At 72.8% G+C, this 15391-nt stretch carries 16 protein-coding genes; 7 read left to right on the forward strand and 9 right to left on the reverse strand.

Translation table 11 applies throughout. From position 1 onward, the window contains the following. The first annotated feature begins 32 nt into the window (after positions 1-32). Entirely contained in the window at positions 33-800 is a 768-nt protein-coding gene (locus ABEA26_RS09415) for an SDR family NAD(P)-dependent oxidoreductase (RefSeq protein WP_345590970.1), read from the forward strand. Between the two features lie 125 nt (positions 801-925). Here the strand turns inward: ABEA26_RS09415 and ABEA26_RS09420 are convergent, their stop codons facing one another. From ABEA26_RS09420 to ABEA26_RS09440, 5 genes are read right to left on the reverse strand one after another with little or no spacing between them, the layout of a single operon-like run. Continuing rightward, on the reverse strand, positions 926-1714 hold the full coding sequence (locus ABEA26_RS09420) for an SDR family oxidoreductase (protein WP_345590971.1): 789 nt from the start codon (positions 1712-1714) through the stop codon (positions 926-928). Between the two features lie 30 nt (positions 1715-1744). Further along, a complete protein-coding gene (locus tag ABEA26_RS09425) occupies positions 1745-2818 on the reverse strand; it encodes an acyl-CoA dehydrogenase family protein (RefSeq protein ID WP_345590973.1) in 1074 nt (357 codons plus the stop codon). Between the two features lie 40 nt (positions 2819-2858). Next, positions 2859-3899, reverse strand: coding sequence for an acyl-CoA dehydrogenase family protein (locus tag ABEA26_RS09430; protein ID WP_345590975.1), 1041 nt, complete (start codon positions 3897-3899; stop codon positions 2859-2861). Next, the gene (locus ABEA26_RS09435; protein WP_345590977.1) at positions 3899-5074 is read right to left on the reverse strand and encodes an acyl-CoA dehydrogenase family protein; all 1176 of its coding nucleotides are present in this window, start codon (positions 5072-5074) and stop codon (positions 3899-3901) included. The genes ABEA26_RS09430 and ABEA26_RS09435 overlap by 1 nt, the downstream gene beginning before the upstream one ends. Next, positions 5074-5985 (reverse strand): enoyl-CoA hydratase, encoded by a 912-nt coding sequence (locus ABEA26_RS09440; RefSeq protein ID WP_345590979.1) that lies wholly within the window; start codon positions 5983-5985, stop codon positions 5074-5076. Before ABEA26_RS09440 ends, ABEA26_RS09435 begins: the two co-directional genes overlap by 1 nt. Positions 5986-6030: 45 nt before the next feature. On the opposite strand from ABEA26_RS09440, the gene ABEA26_RS09445 reads away from it, so the two are divergent. The 6 genes from ABEA26_RS09445 to ABEA26_RS09470 all read left to right on the forward strand — a co-directional run bounded on the left by ABEA26_RS09445 (position 6031) and on the right by ABEA26_RS09470 (position 11621). Then, positions 6031-7197, forward strand: coding sequence for an acyl-CoA dehydrogenase family protein (locus ABEA26_RS09445; RefSeq protein ID WP_345590981.1), 1167 nt, complete (start codon positions 6031-6033; stop codon positions 7195-7197). Next, positions 7194-7982, forward strand: coding sequence for an SDR family oxidoreductase (locus ABEA26_RS09450; protein WP_345590982.1), 789 nt, complete (start codon positions 7194-7196; stop codon positions 7980-7982). The genes ABEA26_RS09445 and ABEA26_RS09450 overlap by 4 nt, the downstream gene beginning before the upstream one ends. A gap of 4 nt (positions 7983-7986) precedes the next feature. Next, entirely contained in the window at positions 7987-8604 is a 618-nt protein-coding gene (locus tag ABEA26_RS09455; protein WP_345590984.1) for a TetR/AcrR family transcriptional regulator, read from the forward strand. Between the two features lie 90 nt (positions 8605-8694). Further along, positions 8695-9852 carry an acetyl-CoA C-acetyltransferase gene (locus ABEA26_RS09460; protein WP_345590985.1) on the forward strand — a complete coding sequence of 386 codons (1158 nt, stop codon included), beginning with the start codon at positions 8695-8697 and terminating at the stop codon, positions 9850-9852. An 89-nt stretch (positions 9853-9941) separates the two neighbouring features. After that, positions 9942-10610 (forward strand): HEAT repeat domain-containing protein, encoded by a 669-nt coding sequence (locus ABEA26_RS09465; protein WP_345590986.1) that lies wholly within the window; start codon positions 9942-9944, stop codon positions 10608-10610. Positions 10611-10616: 6 nt separating this feature from the next. After that, complete coding sequence (locus ABEA26_RS09470) at positions 10617-11621, forward strand: HEAT repeat domain-containing protein (protein WP_345590988.1); 1005 nt, start codon at positions 10617-10619, stop codon at positions 11619-11621. Positions 11622-11699: 78 nt separating this feature from the next. Here the strand turns inward: ABEA26_RS09470 and ABEA26_RS09475 are convergent, their stop codons facing one another. The 4 genes from ABEA26_RS09475 to ABEA26_RS09490 are packed head-to-tail and all read right to left on the reverse strand — an operon-like array spanning position 11700 to position 15221. After that, positions 11700-12779 carry an NAD(P)H-dependent flavin oxidoreductase gene (locus ABEA26_RS09475; protein WP_345590990.1) on the reverse strand — a complete coding sequence of 360 codons (1080 nt, stop codon included), beginning with the start codon at positions 12777-12779 and terminating at the stop codon, positions 11700-11702. After that, the gene (locus ABEA26_RS09480) at positions 12776-13552 is read right to left on the reverse strand and encodes a CoA-transferase subunit beta (protein WP_345590992.1); all 777 of its coding nucleotides are present in this window, start codon (positions 13550-13552) and stop codon (positions 12776-12778) included. The genes ABEA26_RS09475 and ABEA26_RS09480 overlap by 4 nt, the downstream gene beginning before the upstream one ends. Further along, positions 13549-14397, reverse strand: a complete 849-nt coding sequence (locus tag ABEA26_RS09485) for a CoA transferase subunit A (protein ID WP_345591000.1) — start codon at positions 14395-14397, stop codon at positions 13549-13551. Before ABEA26_RS09485 ends, ABEA26_RS09480 begins: the two co-directional genes overlap by 4 nt. Before the next feature lie 14 nt (positions 14398-14411). Then, positions 14412-15221, reverse strand: a complete 810-nt coding sequence (locus ABEA26_RS09490; RefSeq protein WP_345590994.1) for an enoyl-CoA hydratase family protein — start codon at positions 15219-15221, stop codon at positions 14412-14414. Positions 15222-15391 lie beyond the last annotated feature (170 nt).

Here is a 15391-nt window from a genome sequence, read left to right on the forward strand (position 1 = left end):
CCGTCTCATCGGAGCGCGCGAGGAGAGAAGACATGCAGCTCGAAGGACGTGTCGCGATCGTCACCGGAGCCGGGGACGGAATCGGCGCGGCGGTGGCCCGGCGGTTCGCCGAGGAGGGGGCCAGGGTGCTGGTCGCGGAGGTGGACGAGGAGACCGGCCGTGCCACGGCCGACCGGATCGGCGGCCGCTTCCTGCGTACCGATGTCGGCGAGAAGGCGCAGGTACTGGCGATGGTCGACACCGCCGTACGCGAGTGGGGCGGCGTCGACATCCTGGTCAACAACGCCTGGGCGGTCGGCGACCTCGGACGGGTGGAGAACAAGAGCGACGAGATGCTGGCCCGCGGTCTGGGCATCGGGTTCTACGGACCGTTCTGGGCGATGCGGGCGGCCTTCCCGCACATGAGGGAACGGGGATGGGGGCGGGTCGTCAACATGTGCAGCCTCAACGGCGTGAACGCCCACATGGGGACACTGGAGTACAACGCCGCCAAGGAGGCCCTGCGCACCCTCACCCGGACCGCCGCCCGGGAGTGGGCTCCCACGGGCGTCGTGGTCAACGCCCTGTGCCCCGGCGCGAAGAGCGCGGCCTTCCGAAGGAGGATGCGCGAGAACCCGGAGCTGGAGAAGCAGGCGGGTGGCATGAACCCCATGGGGCGGATCGGTGATCCCGACCGGGACATCGCCCCGGCGGCGCTGTTCCTCGCGGGCGAGGGGGCGCGCTACGTCACCGGAAACACGCTCTTCGTCGACGGCGGTTCGCACATCAACGGAGTCGCCTGGGCCCCCGAACTGCCGTGACCTCGCCCGTACGAAGCCCACCACCGGAAGCCCCCGGTGAGCCACCCGCGAGAGCCGCGCCGTGAGTGATCGACGCGGGAGCCCGGGAGAAGTCGCGACGTTCTCCCGGGCTCCGGCATGTCCTGTCACTCCGCCCCGTTCGCGGCCTTCGCGGCGAGGTAGCGCGCCGGGTACTCCCCGCCGCCGTGCACCGCGAGGTCCGCCCCGTTGACGTAGTCCGACAGGCCGCTCGCGAGGAACAGACAGGCGCGGGCGACGTCCCCGGGGACGGCCATCCGCCGCATCGGGATGACGCCGGCCACCGAGGCCCCGCCGTCCGCGCCGTAGACGGACGCCGCGCTCTCGGTGCGGATCAGCCCCGTGGTGATGTGGTTGACCCGCACCTCGGGCGCCCACTCCAGGGCGAGCGCCTTGGTGAGGGCCAGCAGTCCCGCCTTGGCCGCCGTGTACGCGGCGGTGCCCGGCTGCGGGTCGTGGGCGGAGACGCTGCCGATGTTGACGACCGAACCGCCGCCGCCCTGGGTCCGCATGACGCGGTGCGCCGCCTGCGCCACGTAGAACGGCGCGAGCAGGTTGAGCGCGACGATCTTCTCGACGAACCGCGGTGAGACGGTGGCGGCGTCGGCGTCCGGGGAGCCGCCCGCGTTGTTGACGAGGACGTCGAGGCGGCCGAATCGCTCCACCGCGCCGTCGACGAGCCCGGCCGCCGACCCGGGGTCGCGCACGTCGGCGGCGACGAACACCGCCTCCCGGTCCTGTGCCGAGGGCAGGCTGTCCGGCGCGTTGCGTCCGCAGACGACGACATCGGCCCCGGCAGCGAGGAACGCCTGCGCGATGGCGGCGCCGATGCCCTTGGTGCCGCCGGTGACGAGCACCACGCGCCCCGTGAAGTCCAACGGATTGCCGATGTCCATGTTTCCGGCCTCTCTGCGTGTCGAGTCTGCTCAGTCCGTCATCAGCCCGAGACCGGCGGCGAGCCGGGCCCGGTGACGTGCGGGCGCGCCGAACAGCTCGCCCGCCCCGTGCGCCCGCTTGAGATAGCGGTGCGCGTCGTGCTCCCAGGTGATGCCGATCCCGCCGTGCAGCTGGATCGTCTCGCCGGCCACCACGGAGAAGGCCTCGGAGCAGACCGACTTCGCGACGGCGGCGGCGCGCGGCAGCGCGGCCGGGTCCTGGTCGGCGGCGAAGGCCGCGCCGAGCGCCGCCGAACGCGCCGACTCCACCAGCACGTAGGCGTCCGCCAGCCGGTGCTTGACCGCCTGGAACGAGCCGAGGGGACGGCCGAACTGCACCCGGTTGCGGGCGTGGGCGACGGTGAGTTCCAGGCAGCGCTCGGCGGCGCCCACCTGCTCCGCGGCGAGCGCCGCGCAGCCCAGGTCCCGTACGTGCGCGAGGGTCCGCTCCCCGTCGCCGTCCACACCGATCAGGCGCCCCTCGGCGCCGTCCAGGACCCACCGCGCCTGGCTCCGCGTGCCGTCCATGGTGACGGCGGGTGTGCGGTGCGCCCCGGGCGCGTCCACCGCCACCTCGAAGAGCGAGACGCCGGTCGCCGTCCGGGCCGCGACGAGCAGCAGGCCGACGCCGGGCCAGTCCAGTACGTACTCCTTGGTCCCGGTGACCCGCCACGCGCCGTCCGGTCCGGGCAGGGCCTCGGCACGCACGGCCGCCGGGTCCCAGGAGCCCCGCTCGGCCCAGGCCAGGGCGCCCACCGAGCGGCCCTCGGCGAGCGGCGGCAGCAGGCGCCCGCAGGCCTCCTTGTCACCGGAGGCCAGCAGCGCACCCGCCGTGAGTACCGCCGAGCCGAGCAGCGGCAGCGGGCTCAGGCCGCGGCCCAGCTCCTCCATCAGCACGTGGACGTCGCGGGCGCCGCCGCCCGCGCCCCCGTAGTCCTCGGGCACGGCCAGCCCGGCGGCGCCCATCTGCTCGGCCAGCGGCTCCCAGGCCGCGGCCCCTTCGTGCCGGGTCAGCAACGACCGTACGGCCGAACGCAGCTCTTCCTGCTCCTCCGTCAGCCTCATCGGACTGCTCCCCTCGGTGTGGCGCGCGCTGCGGCGCGCGTCAGGCGGCCAGTACGCGGGCCCGGCAGGCGGCCGGGGTACCCCAGGCGTCGCGCAGCGGGCGGGTCTTGCGAATCCACAGGGACAGGTCCAGTTCGTCGGTGTAGCCGACCGCTCCGTGCAACTGCAGGGCCGTGCGCGCGGCCCGGTGGGCGGCCTCGCCCGCCGTGACCTTGGCGGCGGCTACCTCCCGGCCGGCCTGCGGGGAGCCGGCGGCGAGCGCGAGCGCGGCGCCGTGCACCAGGGGCTCGGCGAACTCCAGGGCGACGAGGGTGTCCGCGAGCCGGTGCTTGACGGCCTGGAAGGAGCCGATGGCCACGCCGAACTGGGTGCGCTGCTTGACGTATTCGACGGTACGGGTGAGTAGCGCGCGGCCGACGCCCAGTGCCTGGGCCGCGGTGGCGAGTGCCGCCACGTCGGCCGCGTACGCGGCGGCGGCGGTCACGGTGGGACCCTGGGCGAGGACCGTCCCGCCGGACGCCCGGGACAGGCGCCGTCCCGGGTCGGCCGAGGCCTGTACGGGACCCGTCTCCCCGGTGACGCGCAGCACGTCGCCGTCGACGACGAACACCACGTCGGCCGCGTCGGCGTCCAGGGCGTACGGGCCGAGACCGGTCAGGCAGAGGGAGGCGACGGTCTTGCCGGCGGCGATGCCGGGCAGGTGCGCGTCGGCCGCGTGCCCCTCGCCCCGGCCGTTCAGCCCGCCCGGCCCGCCCGGCCCGCCCAGACCGCCAAGCCCGCTCAGCCGGTCCAGCAGGGCAGCGGCCGCGACCGTCTCTACCAGGGGGCCGGGGACCGCGTGGCGGCCCAGTTCGGTGAAGGCGACGCTGAGTTCGAGGGGTAGGAAGCCGAAGCCGTCGTACCGCTCCGGCACGGCGAGCGCGAACACCCCCGCCCCCGCCAGCCGCGTCCAGACCGCCCGACCGGGAGCGTGATCACCGGCAGTCCAGGACCGGATCGCGGCCGGCGTGTCGCAGGAGGTGAGCAGTCCGTCGAGGGAACGGGCGAACTCCCGCTGCTCGGCGTCGAGGAGGAACCGCATCACCGGCGTCCCTTCGGCAGGCCGAGCAGGCGCTCGGCGATGATGTCGCGCTGGATCTCGTTGGTGCCGGCGTAGATGGGCCCGGCGAGGGCGAAGGTGTACCCCTCGGCCCAGGCGCCGTGGGCGGGTGACTCCTCCGCGTGGTCGGCGAGTTCGCCGGACGGGCCGAGCAGGTCCAGTGCCGTCTCGTGCAGGGCGATGTCCAGTTCGGACCAGTAGACCTTGTTGAGGCTGGAGGCGGCGCCGGCCGGTCCGTCCTCGTCGTGCAGGACGCGGGAGGCACCCGCGTAGGAGAACAGCCGGTAGGCGCGGGCGCCGATCACCGCGTCGGCGACCCGGTCGCGCAGCGCCGTGTCCGCGGGGTCGGCCCGCTCGTGCCACAGCGCGGTCAGCCGGTCGGCGGCGGCCGTGAAGCGCCCCGGGCTGCGCAGGGTGAGCCCGCGCTCGTTGCCGGTGGTGCTCATCGCGACCCGCCAGCCCTGGCCGGGTTCCCCGATCACGTCCTCGTCCGGCACGAACACGTCGTCCAGGAAGAGTTCCGCGAAGGCCGGCCGGCCGTCGAGGCGCCCGATCGGCCGCACGGTGACACCCTCGGCGTCCAGCGGGAACATCAGGTACGTCAGCCCGTGGTGCGGCTTCCCGGCGTCCGGGTCGCTGCGGAAGAGGCCGAAGGCCCGGTCGGCGAAGGCGGCCCGGGACGACCAGGTCTTCTGGCCGCTCAGCAGCCAGCCGCCGTCGGTGCGCCGGGCCGTCGACTTCAACGAGGCAAGATCGGAACCGGACTCCGGTTCCGACCAGGCCTGCGCCCAGATGACCTCACCGCGTGCCATGGCCGGCAGGATCCGAGCCCGCTGCTCGGCGGTGCCGTGCTCGAAGAGGGTGGGGGCGAGCAGGTTGATGCCGTTCTGGCTGACCCGTCCCGGGGCACCGGCGGCGAAGTACTCCTCCTCGAAGAGGAGCCAGCGCAGGATCGAGGCGCCCCGTCCGCCGTACTCCTCGGGCCAGGACACCACCGACCAGCGGTCGGCGGACAGTTCGGCCTCCCAGTCCCGGTGGGCGGCGAAGCCCTCGGCGCTCTCCAGGGACGGCAGGGGAGTGGTCGGCACATGAGCCGTCAGCCAGTCGCGGACCTCGGCCCGGAACGCGCCGTCCGCCTCGCTGAAGTCGAGGTCCATCAGCCGCCCGCCTTCTTCATCGCCCGGATGTCCATGCCGCCGAGCGCGTCCGGCGCGGTCTCGGCGTTGTGGGCGTGCGCCAGGTGGTGCAGGCCGAACACCGAGTCCATGCCGGTGTGCAGGCCCTGGAGGTCCTCGGCCTGGTTGACGGCGCGCTTGGTCAGGGCGAGCCCGAGGCGCGGCATCTCGGCGACGCGCAGTGCCAGCTCCTGTGTCCGCTCCGTCAGTTCCTCACGGGGGACGACCCGGTTGACCATGCCGACCTCGTAGGCGCGCCGGGCACTCATGCGGTCGCCGGTGAAGAGGAACTCCTTGGCGATGCGTGGCGGCATCACCCACGGGTGGGCGAAGTACTCGACACCCGGGATGCCCATCCGCACCACCGGGTCGGCGAAGAACGCGTCCTCGGAGGCCACGATCAGGTCGCACACCCAGGCGAGCATCAGCCCGCCCGCCACACACGCGCCCTGCACGGACGCGACGACCGGCTTGGGCAGCTCACGCCAGCGGCGGCACATGCCCAGGTAGACCTCGGACTCGCGGGCGTAGCGGCTCTCCGCGCCCTCCTTGTCGGAGTGGTCCCACCACAGGCCCGCCCTGCGCTCGAACGGCAGGTGGGCGTCCCGCTCGGGGGTGCCTATGTCGTGGCCGGCGGAGAAGTGCTTGCCCGCTCCGGCCAGGACGACGGTCTTCACCTCGTTGTCGTCGGCCGCGCGGTAGAACGCCCGGTCCAGGGCGTAGGTCATCGCGGAGTTCTGGGCGTTGCGGTAGTCGGGCCGGTTCATGGTGACCGTCGCGACCGGGCCCCGCTTCTCGTAGCGCACGGGTGCTTCGGGTGCTTCGAGCGCGTCGGGGGCACTGCGGCCACCGGGGGTGTCGGGGGCGTCGGGTCCGTCGTGGGCAGCAGGCATCTGCCCTCCTTCCCTAACAAGTGTTTGGTAGATTAACGTAACGGCATGAGCAGCGTCGAGGAGTTCCGCGCCGAGATCCGCGGCTGGCTGGCCGCCAACCTCACCGGCGCCTTCGCGAGCCTGCGCGGCCGCGGCGGACCCGGTCGTGAGCACGAGGCCTTCGCCGAACGGCTGGAGTGGGAGCGGCACATGGCCGCCGCCGGCTGGACGTGCGTCGGCTGGCCCGAGGAGTCCGGCGGACGGGGTGCGACCATCGAGCAGCAGGTCGCCTTCCACGAGGAGTACGCCCTGGCCGACGCGCCCGCCCGGGTCAACCACATAGGCGAGCAGTTGCTCGGCCCGACCCTGGTCGCCTTCGGCACCCCCGAACAGCGGGCCCGCTTCCTGCCGCCGATCGTCGCGGCCGAGGAACTGTGGTGCCAGGGCTACAGCGAGCCCGACGCGGGCTCCGATCTGGCGAACGTACGGACCCGGGCCGTGCGGGAGGGCGACGACTGGGTCGTCGCCGGGCAGAAGACCTGGACGTCACTCGCCCACGAGTCGCAGTGGTGCTTCGTTCTCGCCCGCACGGAGCCCGGATCGTCCCGCCACAAGGGCCTGTCCTACCTCCTGGTCCCGCTCGATCAGCCGGGCGTCGAGATCCGGCCCATCACCCAGCTGACCGGCACGTCCGAGTTCAACGAGGTCTTCTTCGACGGTGCCCGCACCCGCGCCGAGCACATCGTCGGAGCCCCCGGCGACGGCTGGCGCGTGGCCATGGCCACCCTCGGTTTCGAGCGCGGCGTCTCCACCCTCGGCCAGCAGGTCGGCTTCCGGCGCGAACTGGAGACCCTGATCGAACTGGCCAAGCGCAACGGAGCCGCGGACGACCCGCTGATCCGTGACCGGCTCGCCCGCGCCTGGACCGGCCTGGAGACCATCCGCTGCAACGCCCTGCGCATGCTCGACGGCGTCGCCGCCGGCGCGCCCGGACCGGAGGCGTCCATCGGCAAGATCTTCTGGGCCACCTGGCACCGCGAACTGGGCGAACTCGCCATGGACGTCCGCGGCGCGGACGGCATGCTCGCGGCGGGAAAGCCCTACGATCTCGACGACCGGCAGCGGCTGTTCCTCTTCTCCCGCTCCGACACCATCTACGCCGGGTCCAACGAGATCCAGCGCAACATCATCGCCGAGCGCGTCCTCGGCCTGCCCAAGGAGAGCCGCCCGTGACCCCCCAGTCCCCGCCCTACGTACCGGGGCACTCCCTCCTGGCCGGACGCACCGCCGTGATCACCGCCGCCGCCGGCGCCGGGATCGGCGGAGCCACCGCCCGCCGATTCCTTCAGGAGGGCGCCCGCGTCGTCGTCGGTGACGCCCACGAACGCCGCCTCAAGGAGAGCGCCGCCGCGCTCGCCGAGGAGTTCGGCGCCGACAACGTCGCCGGGATGCCCTGCGACGTCACCGACGAACAGCAGGTCGACGCCCTCTTCGCGCTCGCCGTCGAGCGCCACGGCGGCCTCGACGTCGTCGTCAACAACGCCGGCCTCGGTGGCACGGCCGACCTCGTCGACATGACCGACGACCAGTGGTCCAAGGTCCTCGACGTCACCCTCACCGGCACCTTCCGCTGCACCCGCGCAGCCCTGCGCCGCCTCCAGGAACAGGACGGCGGGGGTGTCGTGGTCAACAACGCCTCCGTCATCGGGTGGCGGGCCCAGCGCGGCCAGGCCCACTACGCCGCGGCCAAGGCCGGGGTCATGGCCCTCACCCGGTGCGCCGCCCTGGAGGCCGCGGACTTCGGCGTACGGGTCAACGCCGTCGCCCCGAGCCTCGCCATGCACCCGCACCTGGTGAAGGTGACCACGCCCGAACTCCTCACCGAGCTCACCGAACGCGAGGCCTTCGGCCGCTACGCCGAGCCGTGGGAGATCGCCAACGTCATCGTCTTCCTGGCCAGCGGATACTCCTCCTACATGACCGGCGAGACCGTCTCCGTCAGCAGTCAGAGAGCATGACCGGATGAACAGCGACTCCTCCGCCTCCGCACCGTCCACGTCCTCCGCCGCGCGCCGCGCCGAGATCCTGGCCACCGCCGCCCAGGTCTTCGCCGACCAGGGCTACAACGCCACCACCGTCCGCCGCATCGCGGACGCCGCCGGGATGCTCGCGGGCAGCCTCTACTACCACTTCGACTCCAAGGAGTCGATGCTGGACGAGATCCTCTCCGCCTTCCTGGACGAGCTGTGGGCGGGCTACGACACCGTCCTCGCCGCCGGACTCGGGCCCCGCGAGACCATCGAGGCCCTCGTCACCGAGTCCTTCCGGCAGATCGACCGGCACGGTCCCGCGGTCGCCATCTACCAGAAGGAGTCCAGGCACCTCTCCGTCCAGCCGCGCTTCGGCTACCTCGCCGACTCCCAGGCCAGGTTCGAGAACGCCTGGCTGCGCACCCTGGAACGCGGCGTCACCGAGAAGGTCTTCCGCGGCGACCTGGACGTCCGGCTCGTCTACCGGTTCGTGCGCGACACCGTGTGGGTGGCCGCCTCCTGGTACCGCCCCGACGGCACCCACAGCCCGGAGGAGATCGCCCGGCAGTACCTGTCCATGGTCCTGGAAGGCATCACCCCGCGTACCTGACACCGTCGTCCCGACACCCGTCGTCCTGACACCCGTCGTCCTGACACCCGTCGTCCCGTTCACGGACATACCGTTCACGAAGGAGCAGTCATGGCCGAGGCCTACATAGTCGAAGCGGTCCGCACCCCCGTCGGCCGGCGCAAGGGCGGCCTCAGCGCCGTCCACCCCGCCGACCTCGGCGCCCATGTCATCAAGGCGCTCGTCGAACGCGTCGGCGTCGACCCGGCCGCCGTGGACGACGTCGTCTTCGGCTGCCTGGACACCGTCGGACCGCAGGCCGGGGACATCGCCCGCACCGCCTGGCTCGCGGCGGGCCTGCCCGAGGAGGTGCCCGGCACCACCGTCGACCGGCAGTGCGGCTCCTCCCAGCAGGCCGTCCACTTCGCCGCGCAGGGCGTGCTCTCCGGCACCCAGGACCTGGTCGTCGCGGGCGGCACGCAGAACATGTCGATGATCCCGATCGCCTTCGCCAGCCGCCAGGCCGCCGAACCCCTCGGCCTCACCGACGGCCCCTACGCGGGCTCGGCGGGCTGGCGCGCCCGCTACGGCGACGCGCCCGTGAACCAGTTCCACGGCGCCGAACTCATCGCCGAGAAGTGGGACATCTCCCGCGAGGACATGGAGCACTTCGCGCTCCGCTCGCACCAGTGGGCCCTGCGCGCCATCGACGAGGGCCGCTTCGACCGCGAGACCGTCGCGTACGGTGACGTCACCACCGACGAGGGCCCGCGCCGCGACACCTCGCTGGAGAAGATGGCCGGCCTCAAGCCGGTCGTGGAGGGCGGCCGGCTCACCGCCGGTGTCTCCTCCCAGGTCTCCGACGGCGCCTCCGCGATCCTCATCGCCTCGGAGCGTGCCGTCGCCGAACACGGCCTCACCCCCCGGGCCCGCGTCCACCACCTGTCGGTGCGCGGCGAGGACCCGATCCGGATGCTGTCCGCGCCGATCCCGGCGACGGCGTACGCCCTGAAGAAGGCCGGGATGTCCATCGACGACATGGACCTGGTCGAGATCAACGAGGCGTTCGCCCCGGTCGTCCTGGCCTGGTTGAAGGAGACCGGCGCCGACCCGGACCGGGTCAACGTCAACGGCGGCGCCATCGCGCTCGGCCACCCGCTCGGCGCGACCGGCACCAAGCTGATGACGACCCTGCTGCACGAGCTGGAGCGCACCGGCGGCCGCTACGGTCTCCAGACCATGTGCGAAGGCGGCGGCCAGGCCAACGTCACCATCATCGAACGCCTCTGACCGGAGGCGGGTGCCGGGGGATCCCGTACGGGCTCCGCTTGACCTTGACACGGTGACAAGGCCTTGACTGGGTCGAGGAGGTGGTCCCGATGACCCTGCCGGAACAGGACATGAACACGCCGCGAGCCCTGTGGGGGCTGGAGGACGGCCGCGCGACGGTGCGACTGCGCACGGCGATGGCGGTCGGTACGGCCCCCGACCCGCGGTACGTCGGCAGGCTCGTCGAACGCTGCGCGACCGAACCCGACTTCCAGGTACGGGAGATGCTGACATGGGCGCTCACCCGGCATCCGGCGTACACGACGGTCCCGAGGCTGGTCGACGAAGTGAGGTCGGAGCGTGCGCAGGCACGCGGCCAGGCCCTGCACACACTGTCCAAGATCGGTGACCGCCGGGCGTGGCCGGCCCTCACCCGGGCGCTGCTCGCCGACACCGACGACGAGGTGGCCCGGAGCGCCTGGCGGGCGGCGGTCGTGCTCGTGCCCGACGGTGAGGAGGGAGAGCTGGCCGACGCGCTGGCGACACAGCTCGGACGCGGCGGGCGCGAGACGCGGCTGAGTCTCAGCCGGGCACTGATCGCACTCGGTGAGGTGATCCTGCCGACGCTGCGCGCGGCGAGGACGGACGTCGATCCGGACGTGCGCGCGCACGCGATCGCCACGGAACGGCTGCTGCGCGACCCCGATGCCGGGTTCGGGTTCGCGATCGACGAGGCGAAACGCGTCGTCGCCCTCGGCCCGTACGGCCAGGAGGGATGACGGGCGGTGCTGATCGGTGAGGTGGCACGGAAGTCGGGGGTCAGCGCCCGCATGCTCAGGCACTACGAGTCGCTCGGCCTGGTGCGCCCCACGGGCCGGACCGGGGCCGGCTACCGGGAGTACTCCGGCGACGACTGCCGGCGCGTCTTCCAGATCGAGAGCCTGCGGTCACTGGGGCTGTCCCTGCGCGAGGTCGGGCGCGCGCTCGACGACCCCGCTTTCGTGCCGTCCGACCTCGTCGAGGACCTGGTCCGGCGGACGCGGGCGCGCATCGCGGCCGAGACGGAGCTGCTCACCCGACTCCGTCGGATCGGTACCGCCGAACCCGAGGGCTGGGAGGACGTCCTCCAGACCGTCGCGCTCCTCCAGGCGCTGGGATCACGCAGCGCGGGCAAGCGGCAGAGCGCGGCCCTGGCCTCGGCCGAAGAGGTTCCGGTGCCCGCGGAGGCACTGGTCGAGGCGGTGCTCAACGAGACCGACCCGAACGTCGCCGGAGCCCTCCGTTGGGCTCTGGCGCGATCGGACGCCGGCGGACTGGCACTGCTGGCGGAGGGGCTCGGCTCACCCGCGGCCGAGGTGCGGGAGCGCGCGATCCGGTCCATCACCGAGTTCCCGGGCGACGCGGCCACCGCACTGCTGCGGGACGCGCTCGCCCACCCGGACCTCGAGGTCCGCCGGTACGCGGCCCTGGAGCTGGGGACGCGTGGGGAGGCCGACGCGGTCCCCACACTCGTCGACATGGTCGCCGAGGGCGCGAACGACGTCGACGCGGCGGCCGCCCTGAGCACGCTGGCCGGCCGCCCGGAGCCGGCGGACCGGATCGCCACCGGGCTCGTCGACCGCCTCACCCACGGCGCCGCGACACCGCCCGTGCGCCGACGGCTGGCACAGGCGCTCGCCGATGTCCCGGGAGCGACGACGTCACGCGCCCTCGCGGAACTGTCGCACGACGAGGACCGCGCCGTCGCGCTCACCGCCGCCTACCTCCTCGGCAGACGCGACGCGGAGTGACCGGACCTTCCAGCGACCGGACCTGCCCCTGCCGGGCCCCTGCCGGGCCCCTGCCGCCCGTGTGCGGGCGCTGTGGCGTCAGCTCGCCCCCGGCAGGGTCCTCAGTGCCGCCCGGGCCTCCCCGATGACGCGCTCGACCAGTTCCGAGCAGGACGGCAGGTCCTCGATCAGGCCGGCGACCTGGCCCGAGGCCATCACCCCGATGTCGGTGCGTCCCTCGACCAGTGAGGCCTTGAGCAGCATGGGCGTGTTGGCGGCCAGCAGCACCTGACTCCACGACAGCTCCTTGCCGTGCTTCATCGCCAGTCCGTCCCGCACGAGCCGGGGCCAGCTGGCACCGGACTCCTTGCGGAAGGCCGAGGCGTGCCGCGCCGCGCGCAGCAACGAGGTGACGCGGCCGGAACGCTCCAGCGAGTCGACCATGGCGGTACGCAGCATGCGGTGCGGCAGCCCGTCCACGCGGGTGGTGACCGTGACGTCCTTGACGGTGGCGGCCAGGTACTTCGCCTTCACCGCGTCGGGGACGGTGCTGTCGGAGGTGAGCAGGAAGCGTGTGCCCATCCCGATGCCGGCCGCCCCGAAGGCGAGCGCGGCGAGCAGGCCGCGGCCGTCGTGGAAGCCGCCGGCCGCGATCACCGGGATGTCGACCGCGTCCACGACCTGGGGAAGCAGCACCGTGGTGGCCACCTCGCCCGTGTGACCGCCGCCCTCGCCGCCCTGGACCATCACCGCGTCCGCGCCCCACGCGGCCACCTTCTCCGCGTGCCGGCGGGCGCCGATGGAAGGGATGACGACGACGCCGGCGTCCTTGAGGCGGGCGATCAGGTCCTTGGAGGGGGCGAGGGCGAAGGACGCCACCCGCACCCCCTCCTCGACGATGATCCGCACTCGGTCCGCGGCGTCCCCGGCGTCCGCCCGGAGGTTGACACCGAACGGCGCGTCCGTACGGGACTTGACCTCGCGGACCGCGGCTCGCAGCTGCTCCACGGTCATCGTGGCGGAGGCGAGGACGCCGAGGGCCCCGGCGTTCGCGGAGGCCGACACGAGCCGGGGGCCCGCCACCCAGCCCATCCCTGTCTGCACGATCGGGTACCGCACCCCGGTCAGTTCGGTGAGCGCGGTGGGGAACGCGGCCGGGGACGGGTCAGGCCCGCTCATGCCGGAACCTCCCGCTCCCGCAGCCCCTTCGGGTCGATGACCTCGCGGATCAGCCGCAGCTCCGCCTCGGTGGGCTCGCGGGTGAAGGGCACCTCGTCGGGGATGGTGAGGGCGAATCCGGTGGCCTCGGTGACCTGCTCGACGATGACTCCGGGGTGCAGGGAACGCAGCCGCATCGTGCGGTCGGGGGTCTCGAAGTCGAAGACGCCCAGATTGGTGATCACGCCGGGCAGGCGGTGGTAGCGTGTCGCCGAGGGGCCGGCCGCCGCGGCCCGGTCGTGACCGACGCCGCTGACCATGTCGACGCGCTCGACGAAGACCCGCGCCGAGTGCTTCGGCACCCAGTAACTCGTCGGATTGTTCAGGGTGTTCACGGGTGCGCCACGTACACCGAGCAGCTGCCGGGTGGGCCTGGCCCAGTCGCCGATGCAGGAGATGTTCTGGTTGCCGTACCGGTCGAGCTGACTGGCGCCCATCATGACGTGCCGGCGGCCGGTGGCCGTCAGCGCGAGGTGCTGACGGAACGGCAGCCAGCCCTCGACGGCTCCCGGCACCGAGCCGATCGCGGGCACGCCGGCCATGAGGAGCGCCTCCCCGTCGGTCAGCAGCAGTTCGGGCGAGAAGGTGAGCTTCGCCAGTCGCGCCCCGATGGCCGGGACGGTGCCCATCGGGCTGGCGAGGACCTCACCGGCGTTCCGCCAGGCCTCGGCGCAGGCCACCACGCAGTGCTCGGCGCGGGTCGCGGCGGACAGGCCGGTCTCGGTGGCGCTCATGCTTCCTCCTGGTGGAACGCCGTGACGGCGGCCTGGTAGGTGGCTTCGTCCCCGGACAGGAACCGTTCGGTGAAGGCCTCCCACTCCCCGGGATCGCGGGCGGCACGGACATAGGCGCGCTGGAAGGCCTCGTCGCGGTCGTGGTCGGGCACGCAGGAGGTGAAGTGCGCGCCGTTCGGTGTCTCCACGACCCCGTCCACGAACAGGCGTTTGACCAGCAGGGTCTGCGGCCCCTGCTCCTTGAGCAGGTCCGCCGTGTCGACGATCCGCTCGCAGGAGACGTACGCGTGGTCGGCGGCCTCGCAGAACAGGTCGTCGAAGTACGGGTCGGGGCCCAGGTACTGGCCGTTGCCGTGCCGGTCGGAGCGGTTCAGGTGGACCAGGGCGGCATCCATGCGCAGGGCAGGCGCCGCGACCAGTTCCTCACCGTCTCCGTAGGGCGACCGGACCGTGCGCAGCGACGGGTTGACCTTCATCACGTCCGAGCCGAGACCGGCCCGTACGGGAATGAAGGGCAGCCGCTGCGCCCCGGCGGTCAGGCCCCACATGAGCATCGCCTCGTCGAGCTCGACCATCTCGAACGCCCCGCGCTGCCGGGCCGCGGTGAAGTGCGGCTCCAGGGGTATCGAGTCGAGCGTGCCGAACGCCGCGACCAGCTTGCGGATCTTCCCCGCGGCGGCGAGCAGGCCCACGTCCGGCCCGCCGTACGAGACCACGGTCAGGTCGGTGAGGTCCGAGCGCAGCAGCGCCCGCACCAGCGCCATCGGCTTGCGACGCGAGCCCCAGCCGCCGATACCGAGGGTCATGCCGCTGCGCAGCCGGCCGACCACGTCGTCGGCCGTCATCGTCTTGTCCTGGGTCACGCTCGCTGCTCCCTGTCCGTGCCTGTGCCTGCGTCTGTGCCTGTGCCTGTGTTCGGATTCGGGGCCGGGTCCGTGCCGAAGGTGTCGCGCACCCGGTCGGCGACCCCGCTGAGGTTGGCCTCGAAGGTGAAGCCCTGCTCGAAGCGGTAGCTGCGGCGTACGTCGACCGGGTCGATGCCGTTGATGGCGGCCTTGGCCAGCCGGATCAGGTAGCCGTCCTTGGCGGCGATCTCGCCGGCCAGCCCGACGGCCGCCGCCCGCAGTTCGTCGCGCGGGACGACACGCCACACGGAACCGTGCCGGTGCAGTTCCTCGGCCGTCGCGGTGCGCGAGGTGTAGTACAGGGCCCGCATCAGATGCTGCGGGACGAGCCGGGCGAGGTGTGTGGCCGCGCCGAGCGCGCCCCGGTCCAGCTCCGGAAGCCCGAAGGTGGCATCCTCGCTCGCCACGATCGCGTCCGCGTTGCCCACCAGGCCGATGCCGCCTCCCAGACAGAAGCCGTGCACGGCGGCGACCACCGGGACCTCGCACTCGTAGACCGCGGCGAACGCCTCGGCACAGCCGCGGTTGGCGCCGATCAGCGCCTCGTTCCCGTCGGCGCGCTGCATCTCCTTGATGTCCACGCCCGCGTTGAAGCCACGGCCCTCGGCGGCGAGCACCACGCAGCGCACTTCCGGATCGGTGCCGGCGGCGCGCACCGCGGCGGCCAGCTCGTACCAGCCCCGCACCGGTAGGGCGTTGACCGGAGGGAAGTCCACGGTGACGACGGCGACGCCCTCTTGCGGGGCGGAGGTGGAGACACCCATGAGCAGATCAGCTACCTTTCCACCAAACGTTTGTTAGGCAGAAGGTAGCAGTGATACGAACGCCGGGGGAGTGTCATGCCACTGAGCGGTACGGCGACGACCTCCGGCCCTCCCGAAAGGACTTCCCAATCGTGATGTCAACCCGCTTCTGCGACGGGAGGTGAACCTTG

The sequence above is a fragment of the Streptomyces marokkonensis genome, assembly GCF_039539045.1.
GTDB lineage: Bacteria > Actinomycetota > Actinomycetes > Streptomycetales > Streptomycetaceae > Streptomyces > Streptomyces marokkonensis.